This is a genomic window from Pseudomonas sp. SJZ079, from assembly GCF_007993865.1.
Classification (GTDB): Bacteria; Pseudomonadota; Gammaproteobacteria; order Pseudomonadales; family Pseudomonadaceae; genus Aquipseudomonas.
The window spans coordinates 26,039-45,901 of the sequence record NZ_VIUH01000018.1; the positions used below are offsets into that span (position 1 = coordinate 26,039).

Below are 19,863 nucleotides of genomic sequence, written 5' to 3' on the forward strand. Positions count from 1 at the left end.
TCTTATTTTTTGGCGTATGTGTCCAGTGTGATCGAGGGGGCTACTGCCCTACAGTCGTGGCTTATCAATGCGGCTCTCAGCCCGCTTTCTTAGGTGCCAGGATGATTCCAAGAACTATTTTCAGCTCCGACCATGAACTCTTTCGCGACAGTGTGCGCAAGTTTCTCGAACAGGAGGCGGTGCCATTCCACCAGCAGTGGGAGAAGGATGGCCATATCGATCGTAAGTTGTGGAACAAGGCAGGCGAGGCCGGGATGCTCTGTTCGCACATTCCCGAAGAGTATGGCGGCATGGCCGTGGACTTCCTCTACAGCGCCGTGGTGATCGAAGAGGTCGGCCGTTTGGGGTTGACCGGGATTGGCTTCTCTCTGCACTCCGACATCGTTGCGCCTTACATCCTGCATTACGGCTCCGAGGCGTTGAAACTCAAGTACCTGCCCAAGCTGGTCTCGGGCGAGATGGTCACGGCTATTGCCATGACCGAGCCGGGCGCGGGCTCCGACTTGCAGGGTGTGAAAACCACGGCCGTGCTGGACGGCGACGAGTACGTGATCAATGGCTCGAAGACCTTCATTACCAACGGCTATCTGGCCGACCTGGTGATCGTCGTCGCCAAGACCGACCCGAAGGCCGGCGCCAAGGGCACCAGCCTGTTTCTGGTTGAGGCCGACTCTCCTGGTTTTTCAAGAGGCAAGCGCCTGGAGAAGGTTGGGATGAAGGCTCAGGACACCTCCGAGCTGTTCTTTCAGGATGTGCGTGTGCCCAAGGAGAACCTGCTCGGGCAGGCTGGCATGGGCTTCGCCTACCTGATGCAGGAATTGCCGCAGGAGCGCCTGACTGTGGGGGTTGGCGCGCTGGCTTCGGCTGAGGCGGCGCTGCAGTGGACCCTGGATTACACCCGTGAGCGCAAGGCCTTCGGCAAGGCCATTGCCGACTTCCAGAACACCCGTTTCAAACTGGCTGAGATGGCCACGGAGATTCAGGTGGGTCGGGTGTTTGTCGATCGCTGTCTGGAGCTGCACTTGCAGGGCAAGTTGGATGTGCCGACTGCGGCCATGCTCAAGTACTGGGGCACTGATCTGCAGTGCAAGGTGCTGGATGAGTGCGTGCAGTTGCACGGTGGCTACGGTTTCATGTGGGAATACCCGATCGCGCGCGCCTGGGCCGACGCCCGTGTCCAGCGCATCTACGCGGGCACCAACGAAATCATGAAGGAGATCATCGCGCGTTCGTTGTAGCTGCGAGCGTATTCGCGAATAACGCTGCTGCTGAAAAAAAGCCCGGTATCGCTGATGCCGGGCTTTTGCATGGCTGAACGAGCGCCTGAGATTCTCAGGGGGCCGGGTTGGGTTGCGCTCTGTGGATCGCCTCGATGCCTGCCAGTACCTCATCGCTCAGCTTCAGCTCGATGCTGGCTAGGTTTACATCCAATTGTTCCAGGGTTGTCGCGCCGATGATGTTGCTGGTCACGAACGGCTGCGCAGTGACAAAGGCCAGGGCCATCTGTGCCGGATTCAGGCCATGTTCGTGGGCCAGGGCCACATAGCGCGAACAGGCCGCTGTGGATTGAGGATTGGTGTAGCGGGAAAAGCGGCTGAACAGGCTGATTCGGGCGTTAGCCGGGCGGGCGCCGCCCTCGTATTTTCCGGAAAGCATGCCGAAGGCCATTGGCGAATAAGCCAGGAGCCCGCATTGTTCGCGCATGGCAACTTCTGCAAGGCCAACTTCGAAGCTGCGGTTGAGCAGGTTGTACGGATTCTGGATCGATACCGCACGTGGCCAGCCGCGGCTTTCCGCCAGCTGCAGGAGCTTCATGGTGCCCCAGGGCGTATCGTTGGACAGGCCTATATGGCGAATCTTGCCTGCTGTGACCTGTTCGTCGAGTGCCTCAAGGGTCTCTTCCAATGGCGTGAACTCGCTGTCCTGGTGGCGATAGCCGAGTTGGCCGAAGAAATTGGTCGGGCGCTCCGGCCAGTGCAGCTGGTAGAGATCGATCCAGTCGGTCTGTAGGCGCTGGAGGCTGGCGTCCAGGGCTGCGGTTATGTGCTTGCGGTTATGCTTGAGCTGGCCGTCTCTGATGTAATTGATGCCATTGCCTGGGCCGGCAATTTTGCTGGCGAGGATCCAGTCGGAGCGATCACCGTGTTGTTTGAAGTAGTTGCCGATGATCTGCTCGGTCTTGCTGTAGGTCTCGGCGCGCGGCGGGACGGGGTACATCTCTGCGGTGTCGATAAAATTCACCCCGGCCGCCTTGCTGCGCTCGATCTGGGCGAAGGCGTCGCTGGCGGTATTTTGCTCGCCCCAGGTCATGGTGCCGAGGCACAGGCTGCTGACGCGCAAATCCGTTCGGCCTAGTTGGCGGTGATCCATTTCGAGTTCCTCCGGCAAAACAGCCATACAATCAGGTTGTATTTATTTTCGCAATCGGCATAATTGCGCACCTCTTTCTGCAGTGGAAGTGATGCGCCGCCTGCCGAAGAATCTTGCCGTGTGACGGACGCGCTGACCCGAGCCCCCGATAGCGTCTGTATCCGGCTGCCTTTGACTTGTCAAAGTACGCACTATTCAGTAAGATCCGCCGTCTAATTTATCAGGGCGGCCCCTGAGGCTATAAAGAATGAAGACTTTTACTGCTAAACCGGAAACAGTTAAGCGCGACTGGTTCGTCGTCGACGCTGCTGGTCAGACCCTGGGTCGTCTGGCCACCGAGATCGCGAGCCGTCTGCGTGGCAAGCACAAGCCGGAGTACACTCCGCACGTTGATACCGGTGACTACATCGTCGTGATCAATGCTGAGCAGATCCGCGTTACTGGTGCTAAGACCACCGACAAGATCTACTACTCACACTCCGGTTTTCCGGGCGGGATCAAGTCGATCAACTTTGAAAAGCTGATCGCCAAAGCTCCTGAGCGCGTGATCGAGACCGCGGTCAAGGGCATGCTGCCTAAGAACCCGCTGGGTCGCGACATGTATCGTAAGCTGAAAGTCTATGCGGGCACTGCACACCCTCATACTGCTCAGCAGCCCCAAGAACTGAAGTTTTAACGGAATAGTTCATTATGTCGGCGACTCAAAATTACGGCACTGGCCGTCGCAAGACTGCAACCGCTCGCGTTTTTCTGCGTGCTGGTACTGGCAAGATCTCCATCAATAATCGTACCCTCGACGGCTTCTTCGGTCGCGAAACTGCCCGCATGGTAGTTCGTCAGCCGCTGGAACTGGTTGAGATGACCGAGAAATTCGACATCTACGTCACCGTTCTCGGTGGTGGTGTGAGTGGTCAGGCTGGCGCTATCCGCCACGGTATCACTCGTGCCCTGATGGACTACGACGAATCGCTGCGCCCGGCTCTGCGTAAAGCAGGCTTCGTGACTCGCGATGCTCGTGAAGTTGAACGTAAGAAGGTTGGTCTGCGTAAAGCGCGTAAGCGTCCGCAGTACTCCAAGCGTTAATTCGCTTCCTGCGTTCAAAAGCGCCCAGTTTCCTTCCGGAGCTGGGCGTTTTTTATGCGCGTTCGCCTGGTCTGTGACAACATGCCGCAGCCTTAGATGCCGCGTCTGGCAAGGTGTTGAGCCGCTTTGGGTGGGGTAATTACCTTGTCAGGTAAGGGGCTTTTCTTTACCATTTGGCGAATTTTTTGCGTGACCCGAAATTTATTTAGTAGAGGCCTGAATAACAGGCCGCAAAGCTGATGGGAGACGACTGAATGAGCAATGACGGCGTGAATGCAGGCCGGCGTCGCTTCTTGGTGGCGGCCACCTCCGTGGTGGGTGCTGCAGGAGCGGTGGGGGCCGCGGTCCCGTTCGTGGGGTCATGGTTCCCAAGTGCCAAGGCCAAGGCGGCCGGTGCAGCGGTGAAGGTAAATGTCAGCAAGGTCGAGCCCGGCCAGCAGATGATTGCTGAATGGCGGGGGCAGCCGGTGTTCATTGTGCGCCGTACCGAAGAAATTCTCGGTAACCTGACCAAACACGAAGCGCAATTGGCGGACTTTGATTCCCAGGCATCGGATCAGCCGACTTATGTCGACCCGAAAACCCGTTCGATCAAGCCGGAAGTCCTGCTTCTAGTCGGTATCTGCACCCACTTGGGCTGCTCGCCGGCGTTCCGTCCGGAGGTGGCTCCAGCCGATCTTGGCGCTGAGTGGGTGGGTGGGTACTTCTGCCCGTGCCATGGTTCGCGTTATGACCTCGCTGGCCGCGTATACAAAGCCCAGCCTGCGCCCCTGAACCTGCCGGTGCCGCCGCACATGTACGAGTCGGATGATGTGATCGTCATCGGTCAGGATCAGGAGCAAGCTTGATGAGTAAGTTCATGGAATGGGTGGATGCACGCTTCCCGGCGACCAAGATGTGGGAAGATCATCTAAGCAAGTATTACGCGCCGAAGAACTTCAACTTCTTCTACTTTTTTGGCTCCCTGGCACTCTTGGTGCTGGTTAACCAGATCGTCACCGGTGTTTGGCTGACCATGAGTTTCACGCCGTCGGCCGAAGAGGCGTTTGCTTCGGTCGAGTACATCATGCGTGACGTGGAGCACGGCTGGATTCTGCGTTACCTGCACTCCACTGGCGCCTCGGCGTTCTTTATCGTGGTTTACCTGCACATGTTCCGCGGTCTGCTCTACGGGTCTTATCAGAAGCCACGTGAGCTGGTGTGGATCTTCGGCATGCTGATCTATCTGCTGCTGATGGCGGAAGCCTTTATGGGCTATCTGCTGCCGTGGGGGCAGATGTCCTACTGGGGTGCCCAGGTGATCATCTCGCTGTTCGGTGCCATTCCGGTGATCGGCGGCGACCTGACTCAGTGGATCCGGGGCGACTACCTGATTTCCGGGATCACCCTGAACCGCTTCTTCGCGCTGCATGTGGTCGCGCTGCCGATCGTGATTCTCGGTCTGGTGGTGCTGCATATCCTGGCGCTGCACGAAGTTGGTTCGAACAACCCGGACGGTGTCGACATCAAGAAGAAGAAAGATGAGAACGGTATACCGCTAGACGGTATCGCGTTCCATCCGTACTACAGCGTCAAGGATCTCGTCGGCGTCGTAGTGTTCCTGTTCATCTTCTGCTTCATCGTGTTCTTCTTTCCGGAGATGGGTGGTTACTTCCTGGAGAAGCCGAACTTCGAGCAGGCCAACCCGTTCAAGACCCCTGAGCATATTGCACCGGTGTGGTACTTCACCCCGTTCTACGCGATTCTCCGCGCGGTGCCGGACAAGCTCCTCGGGGTCATCGCCATGGGTGCTGCCATTGCCGTGCTGTTCGTGTTGCCATGGCTGGATCGCAGTCCGGTCAAGTCGATGCGTTACAAGGGCTGGCTGAGCAAGATCTGGCTGGTACTGTTCTGCGTGTCCTTCGTGATCCTCGGTGTGCTGGGCGTATTGGCTCCGACGCCGGGCCGCACCCTGTTGTCGCAAGTCTGTACCGCGCTGTATTTCGCCTACTTCATCCTGATGCCGTTCTACACCAGGATGGAGAAGACTAAACCGGTTCCGGAAAGGGTGACGGGCTGATGAAGAAGCTATTTGCTGCACTGGTTATCGCTGCTATACCGGCCTTGGCTCTGGGTTCCGCTGGCAGTCATGAGCTGGACAAAGTAGATATCGACTTGACCGATAAGGCCGCCATGCAGGATGGCGCGAGGACTTTCGCCAACTACTGCATGGGTTGCCACAGTGCGAAGTTCCAGCGCTACGAGCGAGTTGCCGATGACTTGGGTATTCCGCACGAGTTGATGCTTGAGAATCTGGTCTTCAGTGGCGCCAAGATTGGCGACCACATGAAGATTGGTTTGCGCCCTGAAGATGCCAAGGCCTGGTTCGGCGCTGCGCCGCCAGATCTGACCTTGGTGGCTCGCGTGCGGGGTACCGATTGGCTGTACACCTATCTGCGCACCTTCTATGAAGACCCGACCCGTCCGTTGGGGGCCAATAACAAGGTGTTCCCCAACGTCGGTATGCCAAACGTGTTGGCAGGGCTGCAAGGCCGTCAGTACATCGGCTGTAAGCAGGTGCAGGTGGTGGAGGACGGTAAGAAGCAATTCGACCCGTTGACCGGTACGCCGATTACCCACGAGGGTTGCGATCAGTTGACTATCGAGCCGAAAACCGGCGCGCTGAGTGAGGAGGCGTTCGACGAGAAGATCAAGAATCTAGTGACCTTCCTGGCGTACTCGGCTAACCCGGTGGCGTTGAAAAGTCAGCGTATCGGTACCTACGTTCTGCTCTATCTGGCTTTCTTCTTTGTATTTGCTTACCTGCTCAAGCGCGAATACTGGAAGGACGTGCACTAAACTGTTGCTTCTCCTTTGTTGACCTGCGCGCCCCTTTGGGCGCGCAGGTTTTTCTGCTTCACATAACCTAAATAAGCGAGGAGGACCGCCATGGGCGTGACCAATCGGTTGGCCTGTTACTCCGACCCCGCTGACCACTATTCCCACCGTGTACGTATTGTGCTCGCCGAGAAGGGTGTCAGCGCCGAAATCATCACTGTGGAGCCGGGCCGTTGCCCGCCGAGTCTGCTGGAAGTCAATCCCTACGCCAGTCTGCCGACCCTGGTCGATCGTGACCTGGCGTTGTATGAGTCGACTGTGGTGATGGAATACCTGGATGAGCGCTACCCGCATCCGCCGCTGTTGCCGGTGTACCCGGTGGCGCGAGCCAATAGCCGCTTACTGATTCATCGTATTCAGCGAGACTGGTGCGCCTTGGTGGATTTGATCCTGGATTCGCGCAGCAAAGAGCCGGCACGCGTGCAGGCCCGCAAGGAGTTGCGCGAGAGTCTGACAGGGGTTTCGCCGTTGTTCGTCGACAAGCCGTTCTTCCTCAGTGAAGAGTTGAGTCTGGTAGATTGTTGCTTGTTGCCGATTCTCTGGCGTCTGCCGGTGCTGGGTATCGAGTTGCCGAAGCCGGCTAAGCCGTTGCTTGATTATATGGAGCGTCAGTTTGCTCGCGAGGCTTTTCAAGCCAGTCTGTCCACCGTTGAACGAGATATGCGTTAACGCCATAGGAGGCTTCGATGAACTCTAGTCGTCCCTATCTGGTTCGAGCCCTGTATGAGTGGATCGTCGATAACGATTGCACCCCGCACCTGTTGGTCAATGCCGAGTTTGCAGGGGTGCAAGTGCCACCAGGCTTCGCCAGTGATGGGCAGATCGTTCTTAACGTATCGCCAGGTGCAGTGCGTCATCTGCACATGGACAACGAAGCAGTAAGCTTCGAAGGGCGTTTTGGCGGTGTGGCGCACAGTCTGTATGTGCCGGCTGCGGCGGTGTTGGCGATCTATGCGCGGGAGAATGGCCAGGGCATGGTCTTCGACTTGGAGCCGCCGGTGCCGGATGACGAGGAGGACGAAGGTCCGGATGATCAAGGCCCGCCAGACGGCGAGCCGCCGCGACCGAGTGGTCGGCCCAGTCTTAAAGTGGTGAAGTAAACAAAAAAGGCGACCCTCGGGTCGCCTTTTTTGTATGTCCGTTGACTGAGCTTAGTCGGTGTACTGGAACAGCTTGACGATCTTCTGCACGCCAGAGACGCTCTGCACCAGGCTGGTGGCGTGGTTAGCTTCCAGGTGCGTGACCAGGCCGAGCAGGTAAACGATGCCGTTCTCGGTGACCACCTTGATGCGTGATCCCGGTACGCTGCTGTCGGCGAGCATTTGCGCCTTGACCTTGGCGGTTAGCAGGGAGTCGTTGCTGCGTGCGAGCACCGAGGTTGGCTGCAGCACCTGCAACTCGTTATGCACTTTGCTGACGCCCTGTACCTTGCGCGCGGCCTGCTCGGCGGCGACTTTCAGCTCGCTGCGTGGGGTTTGTCCTGCGAGCAGAACCACACCGTTGTAGCTGGTGACCACGATATGCGAGGAGGGGCTGGTCAGGTCGGCATGCGCTCGCGAAATATTAGCGCTGACTTCGGGGTCGATGAACTGATCATCAATCTTGTTGCCAATGCTGCGGCTGCCGCAGCCGGAAAGGAGCAGGCTGAGTGCCAGGGTGGCAAGTATCAGAGGTGTACGGGTCATTCTTCACTCCCAAATAGTTGGCTGTCGATCAGGTCGCACAAGCAATGAATAGCCAGCAGATGGACTTCCTGGATGCGTGCGGTGACTTTCGAGGGCACGCGGATCTCGACATCCTCGGGCAGTAGCAGCGAGGCCATGCCGCCGCCGTCGCGACCGGTAAGGGCAACCACGGTCATTTCGCGATCATGGGCCGCTTGGATGGCCTGGATCACATTGGCCGAGTTGCCGCTGGTGGAAATGGCCAGGAGCACGTCGCCGGGTTGGCCGAGGGCGCGGATTTGCTTGGAAAACACCTCGTTGTAGCTGTAATCATTGGCGATAGAGGTGATGGTCGAGCTGTCGGTGGTCAGGGCGATAGCTGGAAGGCTAGGGCGTTCGCGCTCGAAACGGTTGAGCAGTTCGGATGAGAAATGCTGGGCATCGCCGGCCGAACCGCCGTTACCGCAGGAGAGGATCTTGCCTTCGCTGAGCAGTGCCTGAACCATAGCCTGGCTGCCCTGGGCGATGAATGGCACGAGCACTTCCATAGCCTGTTGCTTGGTTTCGATGCTGGCTTGGAACAGCTGGCGAATACGGGCTTGCATTTCCATTGGCGATATAACCTTCAGTGTTGTGTCTGCTCAGGTATCAAAGGCGTTTTGAATCCAGTTCAGTTGCGGGGGAGCGCTGCCTTGGTTGTTGATGGCAATCACGTCAAAGCGGCATGGGTGCTTAGCCCAGCGTGATTCCTGGTGCAGGAAGTGCATGGCGGCCATTGTCAGTTTCTCGCGCTTTCGCGCGTCAACGCTCTCGATAGCGCCACCCCAGGCGGTATGCCGCCGGTAGCGAACCTCAACGAATACTACTGTATCCGTGTCGAGCATGACCAGATCGAGCTCGCCGCGGCGGCAGTGCCAGTTCTGCGCCAGGAGGCGCAGTCCCTGTTGCTCCAAGTGCCGGCGGGCCAGGGCTTCCGCCGCCTTGCCGCTGCTTTGGCTGCTGCTGTGGTCGATCAATTGGGGGTGTCGGGCAGGCGCTGCACTTGGCCGTCGCGGAACTCGGCCCAGGGCAGTTGGCGTTCCACGCGTTGCGTCGGGCTCAGGCTGAGCTTGCCGGACAGCCCGTCGATCTGGGTGTTGGGCAGGGCTTTGAGTTGATCGAGGCGCGGCGCCAGGCGGTAAGCGTCGGCACCCATGGCGTACAGGCGGCCAAGGCTGCCCCCGGCCTGCGGCCATTGGCTGGTGGCCTGCTGGCGCAGCGGGTCGTCGACCCCGAGCAGCCAAGGCGTTTCACAGAAGCGGATACCGTTGAGGTCTTTGTACTGTGCCTGGCTGTGGTTGCCAGTGAACAGGTGCGACGTCGCATAGACTGGCACGTCGCCGGCGTATTGGAACGCCAGAGTGGGTTTGATCTGTTGGGCTTGTTGCGGAGTGGCGGCGAGGAAGATGAAGTCGACATCCTGGCGCCGCGCAGGTTGCGCGTCCACGGCTGTGCCCAGGGTGCTTTGCAGGCTTTTGGCGCGGGCTTCGCTTTCGCGCAGCTGGAACAGGTTGGCGATTTGTTGCGCCAGTTCCACGGGTTCGGAGACGTGTTCGGCGGCGATCAGGGTGCCGCCAGCGCTCTGCCAGCTCTGGCGGAAGGCGGCGAGCACACGGTCGCCCCATTCCCCGCGAGGCACCAGGGCAACGGCTCGGCGCATACCATCGGCCCAGGCGCGGCGAGCGACTTCGCGGGCTTCATCTTCGGCAGCGAGGCCGAACTGGAACAGTTGGGCGGGACCTTCCTGACCGGCTTCGCTGTAGTTTAAAGCCAAGGTGGTGATCGGTAGCTGTTCACGCGCGCTGAGCTGCTTGACCAGTGGTTTTTCCAGTGGGCCGATGACCAGCTGCACACCGGCTTGCTGGGCCTGGCGGTAGAAATCATCAAGCGAGCTGAGGCGCGAGCTGTCGTAGAATTGAATGTTAGGCGGGTTCTGTCCGGCCTGTTGCGCCTGGTAGTGCGCGGCAAGAAAGCCATCACGCAGGGCGCGTGCTACGGAGGCGAGTTGGCCTTCTTGCGGCAACAGCAGGGCAATTTCGCTCAGGGGTTGGCTGGAGAGGGCGAGGAGTTCGCTTAGCGCTTGCGGTAATTGCCGTGCGGCTGGGTGCTCGGGGTGTTGCATGCGCCAGTTGTCGATGGCGGTTTGTTGTTGTTTCAGGGTGCCTGCGCTCCGTGAGGCGCGCGCCAGGCTCAGCCAGCCAGCCAGGTCGGCATCGCTCTCGGTGTGCGACGCCTCGGGTGGCAGGCCGCTGACCAGTGTCCAGATGGTTTCGTGGTTGCGCTTGGCTGCCCCAGCTGTGAGCAGGGGGGCGATGAACATACGTTCGCGGGCGGCAGCCAGGGTTTGTCCGTCTTCTTGCAGCGCCTTGGCGCGGGTCAACTGGGTGCGGATTTGCTGCTCGATAGGCAGCTCGCCTAAACGTTCTAGACTGGGATGGCTAAGTGCACGCAAGGCGGCTTTGGGTTTGTTACGGGCCAGTGCCAGCTCTGCACTCAAGGTGCTGGCGTATATCTGCTGGGCGGGTTTCAGCTTGTCCAGTTGCACCTGCTCGAGGATCTGAATGGCGCGCCCCAGGTTTTTCTGCTGGTAGGCCAGATCGGCGGCGGACAAGCGCAGCAAGGTCGCTTGTTCGGACTGGCTGTCGCCGGCCTGTTGCAGCAGTTGCTCGACGCTGGCTTGAGGTGTGCGCGGCAGTTCACCGAGAGTGGAGGACGGTGAGCTGGCGCAGGCGGCCAGCAGACCGACCAGGCAGAGGGTGGAGAGGAGGCGCAGGCAGGCGATCATCTAAGCGATCCTGATACTTGATCAAATGAACGTCGAATTGTAACCAAGCGCGGGCGGCGGCGCGATGTCGATGGTGTGAAACGGGCTACAATGCGCGCTTTCGTGATTGAAGAGGCATGTGCTGTGACTGCTCCCGCTGCGCCTACACCCGCCCCGGGCCGCCTTTTTGTGGTCGCTACGCCGATTGGCAATCTGGATGATCTGAGTGCCCGGGCGCTCAAGGTTCTCAATGACGTGGCGGTGATTGCGGCTGAGGATACGCGTCATTCCGCGCGCCTGATGCAGCATTTCGGCATCGGCACGCCGCTGGTGGCGTGCCATGAGCACAACGAACGTGATCAAGGGGGGCGCTTTCTCGCCCGCCTGCAAGCTGGCGAAGACCTGGCGCTGATTTCCGATGCGGGCACGCCGTTGATTTCCGACCCTGGCTATCATTTGGTGCGTCAGGCGCGTGCGGCGGGAATCGCCGTGGTGCCGGTGCCGGGTGCCTGTGCCTTGATCGCGGCCTTGTCGGCCGCGGGGTTGCCATCCGATCGGTTTATTTTCGAGGGTTTTTTGCCGGCCAAGACGGCGGCGCGCCGTGCGCGACTGGAGCAGGTGAAAGAAGAATCGCGCACGCTGATTTTCTACGAGGCGCCGCATCGTATTCTCGAGTCGCTGGAAGATATGCGGGAAGTCTTCGGGGGTGAGCGCCCGGCAGTGCTCGCGCGTGAGCTGACCAAGGCCTTCGAGACGCTGAAGGGCTTGCCATTGGTGGAGTTGTGCGCGTGGGTGGCCGGCGATAGCAATCAGCAGCGTGGCGAGTGCGTGGTGTTGGTAGCCGGTTGGCAGGCGCCTGAGGGCGAGGCGGCGGTGAGTGTTGAGGCGCTGCGCGTGCTCAATCTGTTGCTCGAGGAAATGCCGCTCAAGCGTGCGGCGGCCTTGGCGGCCGAGATCACCGGAGTGCGCAAGAATCTGCTCTATCAGGTGGCTTTGCAGCAGCAGAAGAGCGTTTGAGCTTGTTCTCTAGGGCCGGTGTCGCTACCCTTGGCGGCGGAGAGTCGATCGGACAGTCGCTGCCGCGTTTCGTTCTGCGAAATGTGGGGGAGGAAAGTCCGGGCTCCATAGGGCAGAGTGCCAGGTAACGCCTGGGGGGCGTGAGCCTACGGAAAGTGCCGCAGAAAATAACCGCCTAAGCGTTTCGGCGCCGGTAAGGGTGAAAAGGTGCGGTAAGAGCGCACCGCACGGCTGGTAACAGTCCGTGGCTAGGCAAACCCCACTCGGAGCAAGACCAAATAGGGTTCCATTGGCGTGGCCCGCGCTGGAACCGGGTAGGTTGCTAAAGGCGTGCAGTGATGTACGTCGTAGAGGAATGACTGTCCTCGACAGAACCCGGCTTACAGATCGACTCTCCACCTTTTTTCTACCCTTCGCTTCACCTTTAATCCCGCCTTTTTAAGACCGAAAAAATCTTACTCTTAATAAATTACTTTAAGTCTGAAGTTCAGGCTGCTGTTGTACCTGAATTTTAGCTGGTGCACTTCTCGTCACCCTGCGTTTTTACCCCGCCTTAGTTTGCTAAATCGCCGTTCTATAAGGGTTTTTCCCCCATGGCGCGCCTTGACGGTGGGGTATACGCGTTCCTATAGTGTGCGCAGGTGGTAAAAAGTGGCATGAAGTGGGTTTTTTAGGGCATGGATAGCTAATTAAAGGGGAAGCGCAGCCGTGTTTCGTGGAGCTAACGCCATCAGTCTCGACGCCAAAGGGCGACTCGCGATGCCAAGTCGGTATCGGGACGAGCTCGTGTCGCGTTGTGCGGGTCAGCTCATCGTTACCATCGACGCGATCGACCCCTGCCTTTGTGTCTATCCGTTGGCCGAGTGGGAACTGATCGAGAGCAAATTGCGTGAGCTGGCGTCCTTCCGTGAGGAAAACCGCCGCTTACAGCGATTGCTGATCGGCAATGCCGTCGATCTGGAACTGGATGCCAGCGGTCGTTTTCTGGTACCGCCGCGTTTGCGCGAGTACGCCAAGCTGGATAAGCGCGCGATGCTGGTGGGTCAGCTCAATAAATTTCAACTGTGGGATGAAGACACCTGGAATGCGGTGGCCGATGCCGATTTGGCCGCCATCAAACAGCCGGGTGCGCTGTCCGACGACTTACGTGACCTGATCCTGTGACTATGACTAATAGCTTTCGCCATATAACCGTGTTGCTCGAAGAGGCCGTAGATGGGCTTTGCGTGCGGGCGGATGGCTGCTATCTGGATGGTACCTTTGGGCGGGGTGGGCACAGTCGGCTGATCCTCGAAAGGCTGGGGCCTGACGGCCATTTATTGGGGTTCGATAAAGATCCCCTGGCGATTGCAACAGGGAATGCGCTGGCGGCCGAAGACGGCCGCTTTGTCGTTGTGCAGCGTAGTTTTGCGGAACTTGATCAAGAAACCGCTGTCCGCGGCCTGGCTGGCAAGGTGAGCGGAATCCTCCTCGATCTGGGGGTTTCCTCGCCGCAGTTGGACGATGCCGAGCGTGGTTTCAGTTTTCTCAACGATGGTCCGCTGGACATGCGTATGGACCCGAGCCGTGGCGTCAGCGCTGCGCAGTGGATTGCCAGCGCCGGTGAAGATGAAATTGCCCGGGTTTTCAAAGAGTACGGTGAGGAGCGGTTCGCCAAACGCATGGCGCGCGCCGTGGTCCAGCGTCGTGCCGAGCGACCGTTCGAGCGCACCGCCGACTTGGCGCAAGTGCTGACGGTTGCCAACCCTGCTTGGGAGAAAGGCAAGAATCCTGCGACTCGTGCTTTTCAGGGTCTGCGGATTTATATCAATAACGAATTGGGCGATCTGGAACATGGCCTCGACGCCGCGCTGGAGGCGCTTGAGGTTGGTGGACGGCTGGTGGTGATCAGCTTTCATTCGCTGGAGGACCGCATCGTCAAGCTCTTCATGCGCAAGCATGCCAAGGGTGAAGCGGATAAGTTGCCGCGTGATCTGCCCATCATTCCAGAAGCATTTCAGCCGCGTCTGAAACTGATCGGCAAGCCGCAGTTCGCTTCTGAGGCTGAGTTGAAGGCCAACCCACGCTCGCGCAGTGCGGTCATGCGTGTGGCGGAGAAAGTGCGATGAGCGCGGTATTTGCCTCGCCTATTCCGCGCGGCAGCCTGCTGATGCTGGTGCTGTTTCTTATCGTGCTCGGTTCGGCCCTGGCGGTTTCTTATAGTGCCCACTGGAATCGCCAGTTGCTCAACGATTTGTATGCCGAGTTGAGCGTCCGCGACAAGGCGCAGGCCGAATGGGGTCGTTTGATTCTCGAGCAGAGCACCTGGACCGCGCATAATCGAATCGAAGCCCTGGCCCGCGAACAGCTGAGCATGCGCATTCCCGACGCCGCCGAAGTGCGCATGGTGGCGCCATGATCAAGCTCGAAGGCGCCCTCTATCCCTGGCGTTTCCGCTTGGTGCTATTACTCCTGGCATTGATGGTCGGGGCGATTGCCTGGCGTATCGTCGATTTACAGGTGGTCGACCGTGACTTCCTGCAGGCCCACGGCGATGCGCGCAGCGTGCGGCATATTCCCATTCCCGCGCACCGTGGTCTGATCACCGATCGCAATGGCGAGCCATTGGCCGTGAGCACCCCGGTGACTACGTTGTGGGCGAATGGCAAAGAGTTGTACAAGGCTCGCGAACAATTGGGCGCGCTAGCCAAAGCCCTGGGCCAGGACGCTAAGGTCCTGGCGGCACGTTTGGAGCAAAATCGCGAGCGCGAGTTCATGTATCTGGTGCGCGGCCTGACGCCTGAGCGGGGCCAGCAGGTGCTCGACCTGAAGGTGCCAGGCGTCTACGCCATCGAGGAGTTCCGGCGTTTCTACCCAGCGGGCGAAGTGGCCGCTCACGTGATCGGCTTTACCGATATCGACGACCGTGGCCGCGAGGGCATGGAGCTGGCCTTCGACGAATGGTTGGCCGGCGTGCCGGGCAAGCGTCAAGTGCTCAAGGATCGTCGTGGCAGCCTGATCAAGGATGTCCAGGTCGCGCAGAACGCCAAACCTGGCAAGGCCTTGGCGTTGTCCGTCGACCTGCGTCTGCAGTACCTGGCGCATCGCGAGTTGCGCAACGCGCTGATCGAATTTGGCGCCAAGGCCGGCAGCCTGGTGATGCTCGACGTGAAGAGTGGCGAAGTGCTGGCCATGGTCAACCAGCCGACCTACAACCCGAACAATCGCCGCAATCTGCAACCGGCGGCCATGCGCAACCGGGCATTGATCGACGTGTTCGAGCCTGGCTCGACCATGAAGCCCTTCTCGATGAGTGCCGCGCTGCAAAGCGGGCGTTGGAAGCCGAGCGACACGGTCGATGTCTATCCCGGCTCGCTGAGAATCGGTCGCTACACCATTCGCGATGTCTCGCGTGCCAATGGTCCGCTGGACCTCACCGGCATTTTGATCAAATCGAGCAACGTCGGCATGAGCAAGATCGCCTTCGATATCGGTGGCGAGGCGATCTACACCGTGATGCAGCAGGTCGGTCTGGGGCAGGACACCGGGCTGGGCTTTCCTGGCGAGCGGGTCGGCAATCTGCCCAATCATCGCAACTGGCATCAGGCGGAAACCGCGACGCTGTCCTATGGCTACGGCCTGTCAGTGACCGCCGTTCAGCTGGCGCATGCCTACGCCGTGTTGGCCAACAGTGGGCGCATGGTGCCGTTATCGCTGACTCGGGTGGACCGCTTGGACGATGGTGTGCAAGTGATTCCAGAAGATGTCGCCAAGACGCTGCAAGGCATGCTGCAACAGGTCATCGAGGCGCCGGGTGGCGTGTTTCGCGCCCAGGTACCGGGTTACCACGTTGCCGGCAAGAGCGGGACCGCGCGCAAGGTGAGTGTGGGCAGCAAAGGTTACCGAGAAAATGCCTACCGCTCGCTGTTCGCTGGTTTCGCGCCGGCGGCTAACCCGCGCATCGCGATTGCCGTGGTAATCGACGAACCGAGCAAGAGTGGCTACTACGGCGGCCTGGTTTCGGCGCCGGTATTTGGCAAGGTCATGGCTGGGGCGCTGCGTCTGATGAATATCGCGCCAGACAACCTGCCACCGCTCGTCGAGCCGCAGGTGACTGCAGTGAACGCAGATAAAGGAGGGCGTATCTGATGCCCATGCCCCTCAATCAATTATTGCCTGAAGCTGCCAGCGCCGGGCTGATCCGTGAGTTGACCCTGGATAGCCGTAAAGTACGTCCGGGCGATTTGTTCCTCGCCGTGCCGGGCGGCCAGCAGGACGGTCGCCTGCATATCGCCGACGCAATCGCGCGGGGTGCCGCCGCGGTGGCCTATGAGGCCGAAGGTGCACCGAGCATTGTGTCCGGCAACGCCGAGCTGGTGGCGATCAAGGGCCTGGCCGGGCAGCTGTCGGCGATTGCCGGGCGTTTCTATGGCGAACCGAGCCGCGGACTGCATCTGGTTGGCATCACGGGCACCAACGGTAAAACCAGCGTCAGCCAGTTGCTGGCCCAGGCGCTGGATCTGCTCGGTCAGCGCTGCGGCATCGTCGGTACCCTGGGTAACGGTTTTTATAACGCCCTTGCGCTTGGCCGGCACACCACGCCGGACCCGATCGGCGTACAGGCGACACTGGCCGATTTGAAAAAGGCCGGCGCCCGTGCGGTGGCCATGGAGGTCTCTTCCCACGGACTGCATCAGGGCCGCGTGGCGGCGCTGGCGTTCGATGTGGCGGTGTTCACCAACCTGTCGCGCGACCATCTGGACTATCACGGTTCGATGGAGGCCTATGCCGAAGCCAAGTTCATGCTGTTCCGCCGCCCAGGTCTGCGCTGCCGGGTACTGAATATAGACGATGCCGCCGGGCGCAAACTGGCCGAGGATCAGCTGGAATCGCGCCTGATCAGCTATAGCCTGGAGGACTCCAGTGCCTATCTGCATTGCCGTGAAGCCCAGTTCGACGATCAGGGAGTGCGCGCCAGGCTGGTCACCCCGCGCGGCGAAGGCAGCCTGCGCAGTTCCTTGCTCGGGCGCTTCAACCTGAGCAATCTGCTGGCCGTGGTCGGTGCGTTGCTCGGCATGGATTACCCGCTCGATGAAATTCTCAAGGTGCTGCCGCGTCTGCAGGGGCCGGTCGGGCGCATGCAGCGCTTGGGCGGGATCAAGCAACCGCTGGTGGTGGTCGACTACGCGCACACCCCAGATGCCCTGGAACAGATTCTGCAGGCCCTGCGTCCACACGTTCGGGGGCGCCTGTTGTGCCTGTTCGGCTGTGGCGGCGACCGTGATCGCGGCAAGCGTCCGTTGATGGCTGCGGTGGTCGAGCGCTTGGCCGATGGCGTACTGGTGACCGACGACAACCCGCGCAGCGAGGCCCCGGAACAGATTTTCAGCGATATCCGCGCGGGGTTCAGTGCGCCGGACCATGTGTGCTTCATGCATGGCCGGGGCCAGGCCATCGCCCAGCTGATCGCCGAGGCTGGGGTGGACGATGTCCTGGTGCTGGCCGGTAAGGGGCACGAGGACTACCAGGAAATCAATGGCGAACGGCAGCCCTTCTCCGACCTGGATGAAGCCGGCAAAGCCCTGGTGGCATGGGAGGTCGCACATGCTTAAGGCCCTGCGTTTGAGCGAAGTGGCACTGCCGCTGAATGCCCAGCTGATTGGCGAAGATTGCACCTTCAATGCGGTCAGCACCGATAGCCGGGCGATTCATCCGGGTCAGTTGTTTATCGCCCTGAGCGGCCCGCGTTTCGATGGCCACGATTATCTGACCGATGTTGCCGCCCAAGGCGCGGTGGCTGCCCTGGTCGAGCGTGAAGTGGCGAATGCCCCGCTGCCGCAGTTGCTGGTGGGTGATACCCGTCGGGCGCTCGGTCAGCTAGCCGCGCTGAATCGTCAGGCCTATGGCGGACCATTGGCGGCGGTCACCGGCTCCAGCGGTAAGACGACGGTCAAGGAAATGCTCGCCAGTATTCTGCGTGCGGCATGCGTCGGCCAGGGCGGCGAGGTATTGGCGACCCGTGGCAATTTGAATAACGACCTTGGCGCACCCTTGACGCTGCTGGAACTGGCGCCTGCGCACCGCGCTGCCGTGATCGAGCTGGGTGCCTCGCGAGTTGGTGAAATCCGTTACACCGTGGGGCTGGCTCGGCCCGATGTGGCAATCATCACCAATGCCGGCACGGCGCACGTCGGCGAGTTTGGCGGCCCGGAAAAAATCGTCGAGGCCAAAGGTGAGATTCTCGAAGGCCTGACAGCCGACGGTGTCGCAGTGCTGAACCTGGATGACCCGGCGTTCGCCGCCTGGAAGCTGCGCGCCAAGGGGCGGCAAGTATTGAGCTTTGCCCTATGCAACCCCGAGGCCGACTTCCATGCCCTCGATCTGGCGTGCGATGTACGCGGTTGCTCGGCCTTCAGCCTGCATTGCGCCGAAGGTCAGGCGCGTATTCAGCTCAACCTGCTGGGCCGGCACAACGTTGCCAATGCCGTGGCGGCAGCCGCCGCGGCACATGCCCTGGCAGTGCCGTTGGTCGATATCAAGACCGGGCTGGAAAACCTGCAGCCGGTCAAAGGCCGCGGTGTAGCGCAGCTGGCGACGAATGGCGTGCGAGTCATCGATGACAGCTACAACGCCAACCCCGCCTCGATTTGCGCGGCCATTGATATACTCGCCGGCTTTTCCGGTCGCACCGTTCTGGTGCTCGGCGATATGGGCGAGTTGGGGGCATGGGCCGAGCAAGGCCATCGTGATGTCGGGCGTTATGCGCTGGGTAAAGTCGATGCACTTTACGCGGTTGGTCCGCTGATGACTTATGCGGTCGAAGAATTTGCAGTAAATGGCCGGCATTTCGCCGAACAAGCCAGCCTGATCGAAGCGCTTCGCGCCGAGCAGGGCGACACCACCATTCTAATTAAAGGTTCACGCAGCGCCGCGATGGAAAAAGTCGTCGCGGCGCTGTGTGGCACATCCGGGGAGAGTCACTAAATGCTGCTGCTGCTGGCGGAGTACCTGCAACAGTTCCACAAGGGTTTCGCCGTGTTCCAGTACCTGACACTGCGCGGCATCCTCGGCGTGTTGACGGCGCTGGCGTTGTCGCTGTGGCTGGGGCCGTGGATGATCCGCACCTTGCAGGTCCGCCAGATTGGCCAGTCGGTGCGCAACGATGGCCCGCAGTCGCACCTGTCGAAGAAGGGCACGCCGACCATGGGCGGTGCACTGATTCTCTCGGCCATCGCCATCAGCACACTGCTCTGGGCCGACTTGAGCAACCGCTATGTATGGGTGGTGCTGGCCGTCACCCTGCTGTTCGGCGCCATCGGCTGGGTCGATGACTACCGCAAGGTGATCGAGAAGGATTCACGGGGGCTGCCGAGTCGCTGGAAGTATTTCTGGCAGTCGGTGTTCGGCCTGGGTGCGGCCTTGTTCCTTTATTTGACCGCACAGAGCCCGCTGGAAACCACCCTGATCCTGCCGCTGCTCAAGGACGTGAGCATTCCACTGGGCGCGGGCTTCGTGGTGCTGACCTACTTTGTCATCGTCGGCTCGAGCAATGCGGTGAACCTGACCGATGGTCTGGATGGCCTGGCGATTCTGCCCACCGTGATGGTCGGCGGCGCGCTGGGGATCTTCTGCTACTTGTCGGGCAACGTGAATTTCGCCGATTACCTGTTGATCCCCTATTTGCCGGGTGCCGGTGAGCTGATCGTGTTCTGCGCCGCACTGGTGGGGGCCGGCCTCGGTTTTCTGTGGTTCAACACCTACCCGGCGCAAGTCTTCATGGGCGACGTCGGCGCGCTGGCGCTGGGCGCCGCGCTGGGCACCATCGCGGTGATCGTCCGTCAGGAAGTAGTGCTGTTCATCATGGGTGGGGTGTTCGTCATGGAAACCCTGTCGGTGATCATCCAGGTCGCGTCCTTCAAGTTGACCGGCAAGCGGGTCTTCCGCATGGCGCCTATTCACCACCATTTCGAACTGAAAGGCTGGCCTGAGCCGCGCGTGATCGTGCGCTTCTGGATCATCACGGTGATCCTGGTGCTGGTCGGTTTGGCCACCCTTAAACTGCGCTGAGGA

At 60.1% G+C, this 19,863-nt stretch carries 21 protein-coding genes and 1 other RNA gene; 17 read left to right on the plus strand and 5 right to left on the minus strand.

Translation table 11 applies throughout. The features are described from left to right. Positions 1 to 101: 101 nt before the first annotated feature. Positions 102 to 1,238 (plus strand): acyl-CoA dehydrogenase family protein, encoded by a 1,137-nt coding sequence (locus FBY03_RS16000; protein WP_147173360.1) that lies wholly within the window; start codon positions 102 to 104, stop codon positions 1,236 to 1,238. 94 nt (positions 1,239 to 1,332) lie between these two features. Here FBY03_RS16000 and FBY03_RS16005 read toward each other — a convergent pair whose 3' ends face one another. Further along, complete coding sequence (locus FBY03_RS16005) at positions 1,333 to 2,370, minus strand: NADP(H)-dependent aldo-keto reductase (RefSeq protein ID WP_147173361.1); 1,038 nt, start codon at positions 2,368 to 2,370, stop codon at positions 1,333 to 1,335. 247 nt (positions 2,371 to 2,617) lie between these two features. Between FBY03_RS16005 and rplM the strand changes: the two genes are divergently transcribed. The 7 genes from rplM (at position 2,618) to FBY03_RS16040 (ending at position 7,430) form a co-directional block, all read left to right on the plus strand. Further along, positions 2,618 to 3,046, plus strand: coding sequence for a 50S ribosomal protein L13 (rplM, locus tag FBY03_RS16010; RefSeq protein ID WP_025166857.1), 429 nt, complete (start codon positions 2,618 to 2,620; stop codon positions 3,044 to 3,046). Positions 3,047 to 3,060: 14 nt separating this feature from the next. Further along, entirely contained in the window at positions 3,061 to 3,453 is a 393-nt protein-coding gene (gene rpsI / locus FBY03_RS16015; protein WP_090502866.1) for a 30S ribosomal protein S9, read from the plus strand. A 254-nt stretch (positions 3,454 to 3,707) separates the two neighbouring features. Next, positions 3,708 to 4,301: a ubiquinol-cytochrome c reductase iron-sulfur subunit gene (petA, locus tag FBY03_RS16020; protein ID WP_147173362.1), complete on the plus strand. Its 594-nt coding sequence runs from the start codon at positions 3,708 to 3,710 to the stop codon at positions 4,299 to 4,301. After that, complete coding sequence (locus tag FBY03_RS16025; RefSeq protein ID WP_147173363.1) at positions 4,301 to 5,512, plus strand: cytochrome bc complex cytochrome b subunit; 1,212 nt, start codon at positions 4,301 to 4,303, stop codon at positions 5,510 to 5,512. The genes petA and FBY03_RS16025 overlap by 1 nt, the downstream gene beginning before the upstream one ends. After that, the gene (locus tag FBY03_RS16030) at positions 5,512 to 6,291 is read left to right on the plus strand and encodes a cytochrome c1 (RefSeq protein ID WP_147173364.1); all 780 of its coding nucleotides are present in this window, start codon (positions 5,512 to 5,514) and stop codon (positions 6,289 to 6,291) included. Before FBY03_RS16025 ends, FBY03_RS16030 begins: the two co-directional genes overlap by 1 nt. A 90-nt stretch (positions 6,292 to 6,381) precedes the next feature. Further along, on the plus strand, positions 6,382 to 6,999 hold the full coding sequence (locus FBY03_RS16035) for a glutathione S-transferase N-terminal domain-containing protein (RefSeq protein ID WP_147173365.1): 618 nt from the start codon (positions 6,382 to 6,384) through the stop codon (positions 6,997 to 6,999). Positions 7,000 to 7,016: 17 nt separating this feature from the next. Continuing rightward, positions 7,017 to 7,430, plus strand: coding sequence for a ClpXP protease specificity-enhancing factor (locus FBY03_RS16040; protein WP_147173366.1), 414 nt, complete (start codon positions 7,017 to 7,019; stop codon positions 7,428 to 7,430). A 51-nt stretch (positions 7,431 to 7,481) separates the two neighbouring features. On the opposite strand, the gene FBY03_RS16045 is transcribed toward FBY03_RS16040, so the two are convergent. From FBY03_RS16045 to FBY03_RS16060, 4 genes are read right to left on the minus strand one after another with little or no spacing between them, the layout of a single operon-like run. Beyond that, positions 7,482 to 8,015, minus strand: coding sequence for a BON domain-containing protein (locus FBY03_RS16045; protein ID WP_147173367.1), 534 nt, complete (start codon positions 8,013 to 8,015; stop codon positions 7,482 to 7,484). Then, positions 8,012 to 8,605, minus strand: a complete 594-nt coding sequence (locus tag FBY03_RS16050) for a phosphoheptose isomerase (RefSeq protein WP_147173368.1) — start codon at positions 8,603 to 8,605, stop codon at positions 8,012 to 8,014. Before FBY03_RS16050 ends, FBY03_RS16045 begins: the two co-directional genes overlap by 4 nt. A 30-nt stretch (positions 8,606 to 8,635) precedes the next feature. Then, positions 8,636 to 9,007: a YraN family protein gene (locus tag FBY03_RS16055; protein ID WP_371920786.1), complete on the minus strand. Its 372-nt coding sequence runs from the start codon at positions 9,005 to 9,007 to the stop codon at positions 8,636 to 8,638. After that, a complete protein-coding gene (locus FBY03_RS16060; RefSeq protein ID WP_147173370.1) occupies positions 9,007 to 10,818 on the minus strand; it encodes a penicillin-binding protein activator in 1,812 nt (603 codons plus the stop codon). Before FBY03_RS16060 ends, FBY03_RS16055 begins: the two co-directional genes overlap by 1 nt. A 90-nt stretch (positions 10,819 to 10,908) precedes the next feature. Here FBY03_RS16060 and rsmI point away from each other — a divergent pair, with 90 nt between their 5' ends. The 9 genes from rsmI to mraY all read left to right on the plus strand — a co-directional run bounded on the left by rsmI (position 10,909) and on the right by mraY (position 19,860). After that, entirely contained in the window at positions 10,909 to 11,814 is a 906-nt protein-coding gene (gene rsmI, locus FBY03_RS16065; protein ID WP_147173371.1) for a 16S rRNA (cytidine(1402)-2'-O)-methyltransferase, read from the plus strand. A gap of 40 nt (positions 11,815 to 11,854) precedes the next feature. After that, positions 11,855 to 12,213: RNase P RNA component class A (gene rnpB, locus FBY03_RS16070), an RNA gene on the plus strand. Positions 12,214 to 12,522: 309 nt separating this feature from the next. Next, positions 12,523 to 12,978 carry a division/cell wall cluster transcriptional repressor MraZ gene (gene mraZ, locus FBY03_RS16075; protein ID WP_025166845.1) on the plus strand — a complete coding sequence of 152 codons (456 nt, stop codon included), beginning with the start codon at positions 12,523 to 12,525 and terminating at the stop codon, positions 12,976 to 12,978. 2 nt (positions 12,979 to 12,980) lie between these two features. Further along, entirely contained in the window at positions 12,981 to 13,922 is a 942-nt protein-coding gene (gene rsmH, locus FBY03_RS16080) for a 16S rRNA (cytosine(1402)-N(4))-methyltransferase RsmH (protein WP_178090672.1), read from the plus strand. Next, a complete protein-coding gene (gene ftsL, locus FBY03_RS16085; protein ID WP_147173373.1) occupies positions 13,919 to 14,212 on the plus strand; it encodes a cell division protein FtsL in 294 nt (97 codons plus the stop codon). Before rsmH ends, ftsL begins: the two co-directional genes overlap by 4 nt. Further along, positions 14,212 to 15,942 (plus strand): penicillin-binding protein 2, encoded by a 1,731-nt coding sequence (locus tag FBY03_RS16090; RefSeq protein ID WP_178090675.1) that lies wholly within the window; start codon positions 14,212 to 14,214, stop codon positions 15,940 to 15,942. Before ftsL ends, FBY03_RS16090 begins: the two co-directional genes overlap by 1 nt. After that, positions 15,942 to 17,405, plus strand: a complete 1,464-nt coding sequence (locus FBY03_RS16095) for a UDP-N-acetylmuramoyl-L-alanyl-D-glutamate--2,6-diaminopimelate ligase (RefSeq protein WP_147173375.1) — start codon at positions 15,942 to 15,944, stop codon at positions 17,403 to 17,405. The genes FBY03_RS16090 and FBY03_RS16095 overlap by 1 nt, the downstream gene beginning before the upstream one ends. Continuing rightward, positions 17,398 to 18,777 carry a UDP-N-acetylmuramoyl-tripeptide--D-alanyl-D-alanine ligase gene (gene murF, locus FBY03_RS16100; RefSeq protein WP_147173376.1) on the plus strand — a complete coding sequence of 460 codons (1,380 nt, stop codon included), beginning with the start codon at positions 17,398 to 17,400 and terminating at the stop codon, positions 18,775 to 18,777. Before FBY03_RS16095 ends, murF begins: the two co-directional genes overlap by 8 nt. Further along, positions 18,778 to 19,860 carry a phospho-N-acetylmuramoyl-pentapeptide-transferase gene (gene mraY, locus FBY03_RS16105; RefSeq protein WP_147173377.1) on the plus strand — a complete coding sequence of 361 codons (1,083 nt, stop codon included), beginning with the start codon at positions 18,778 to 18,780 and terminating at the stop codon, positions 19,858 to 19,860. Positions 19,861 to 19,863 lie beyond the last annotated feature (3 nt).

Excerpts from the sequence above, each read along its gene's own strand:
- petA (WP_147173362.1), top strand. The coding sequence starts at position 3,708 with ATGAGCAATGACGGCGTGAATGCAGGCCGGCGTCGCTTCTTGGTGGCG.
- mraY (WP_147173377.1), top strand. The coding sequence starts at position 18,778 with ATGCTGCTGCTGCTGGCGGAGTACCTGCAACAGTTCCACAAGGGTTTC.
- ftsL (WP_147173373.1), top strand. The coding sequence starts at position 13,919 with ATGAGCGCGGTATTTGCCTCGCCTATTCCGCGCGGCAGCCTGCTGATG.
- FBY03_RS16005 (WP_147173361.1), bottom strand. The coding sequence starts at position 2,370 with ATGGATCACCGCCAACTAGGCCGAACGGATTTGCGCGTCAGCAGCCTG.
- rsmH (WP_178090672.1), top strand. The coding sequence starts at position 12,981 with ATGACTAATAGCTTTCGCCATATAACCGTGTTGCTCGAAGAGGCCGTA.
- rpsI (WP_090502866.1), top strand. The coding sequence starts at position 3,061 with ATGTCGGCGACTCAAAATTACGGCACTGGCCGTCGCAAGACTGCAACC.
- FBY03_RS16025 (WP_147173363.1), top strand. The coding sequence starts at position 4,301 with ATGAGTAAGTTCATGGAATGGGTGGATGCACGCTTCCCGGCGACCAAG.
- rsmI (WP_147173371.1), top strand. The coding sequence starts at position 10,909 with ATGCGCGCTTTCGTGATTGAAGAGGCATGTGCTGTGACTGCTCCCGCT.
- FBY03_RS16035 (WP_147173365.1), top strand. The coding sequence starts at position 6,382 with ATGGGCGTGACCAATCGGTTGGCCTGTTACTCCGACCCCGCTGACCAC.
- FBY03_RS16030 (WP_147173364.1), top strand. The coding sequence starts at position 5,512 with ATGAAGAAGCTATTTGCTGCACTGGTTATCGCTGCTATACCGGCCTTG.
- murF (WP_147173376.1), top strand. The coding sequence starts at position 17,398 with ATGCTTAAGGCCCTGCGTTTGAGCGAAGTGGCACTGCCGCTGAATGCC.
- FBY03_RS16000 (WP_147173360.1), top strand. The coding sequence starts at position 102 with ATGATTCCAAGAACTATTTTCAGCTCCGACCATGAACTCTTTCGCGAC.
- FBY03_RS16040 (WP_147173366.1), top strand. The coding sequence starts at position 7,017 with ATGAACTCTAGTCGTCCCTATCTGGTTCGAGCCCTGTATGAGTGGATC.
- FBY03_RS16045 (WP_147173367.1), bottom strand. The coding sequence starts at position 8,015 with ATGACCCGTACACCTCTGATACTTGCCACCCTGGCACTCAGCCTGCTC.
- FBY03_RS16050 (WP_147173368.1), bottom strand. The coding sequence starts at position 8,605 with ATGGAAATGCAAGCCCGTATTCGCCAGCTGTTCCAAGCCAGCATCGAA.
- FBY03_RS16060 (WP_147173370.1), bottom strand. The coding sequence starts at position 10,818 with ATGATCGCCTGCCTGCGCCTCCTCTCCACCCTCTGCCTGGTCGGTCTG.
- FBY03_RS16095 (WP_147173375.1), top strand. The coding sequence starts at position 15,942 with ATGCCCATGCCCCTCAATCAATTATTGCCTGAAGCTGCCAGCGCCGGG.
- rplM (WP_025166857.1), top strand. The coding sequence starts at position 2,618 with ATGAAGACTTTTACTGCTAAACCGGAAACAGTTAAGCGCGACTGGTTC.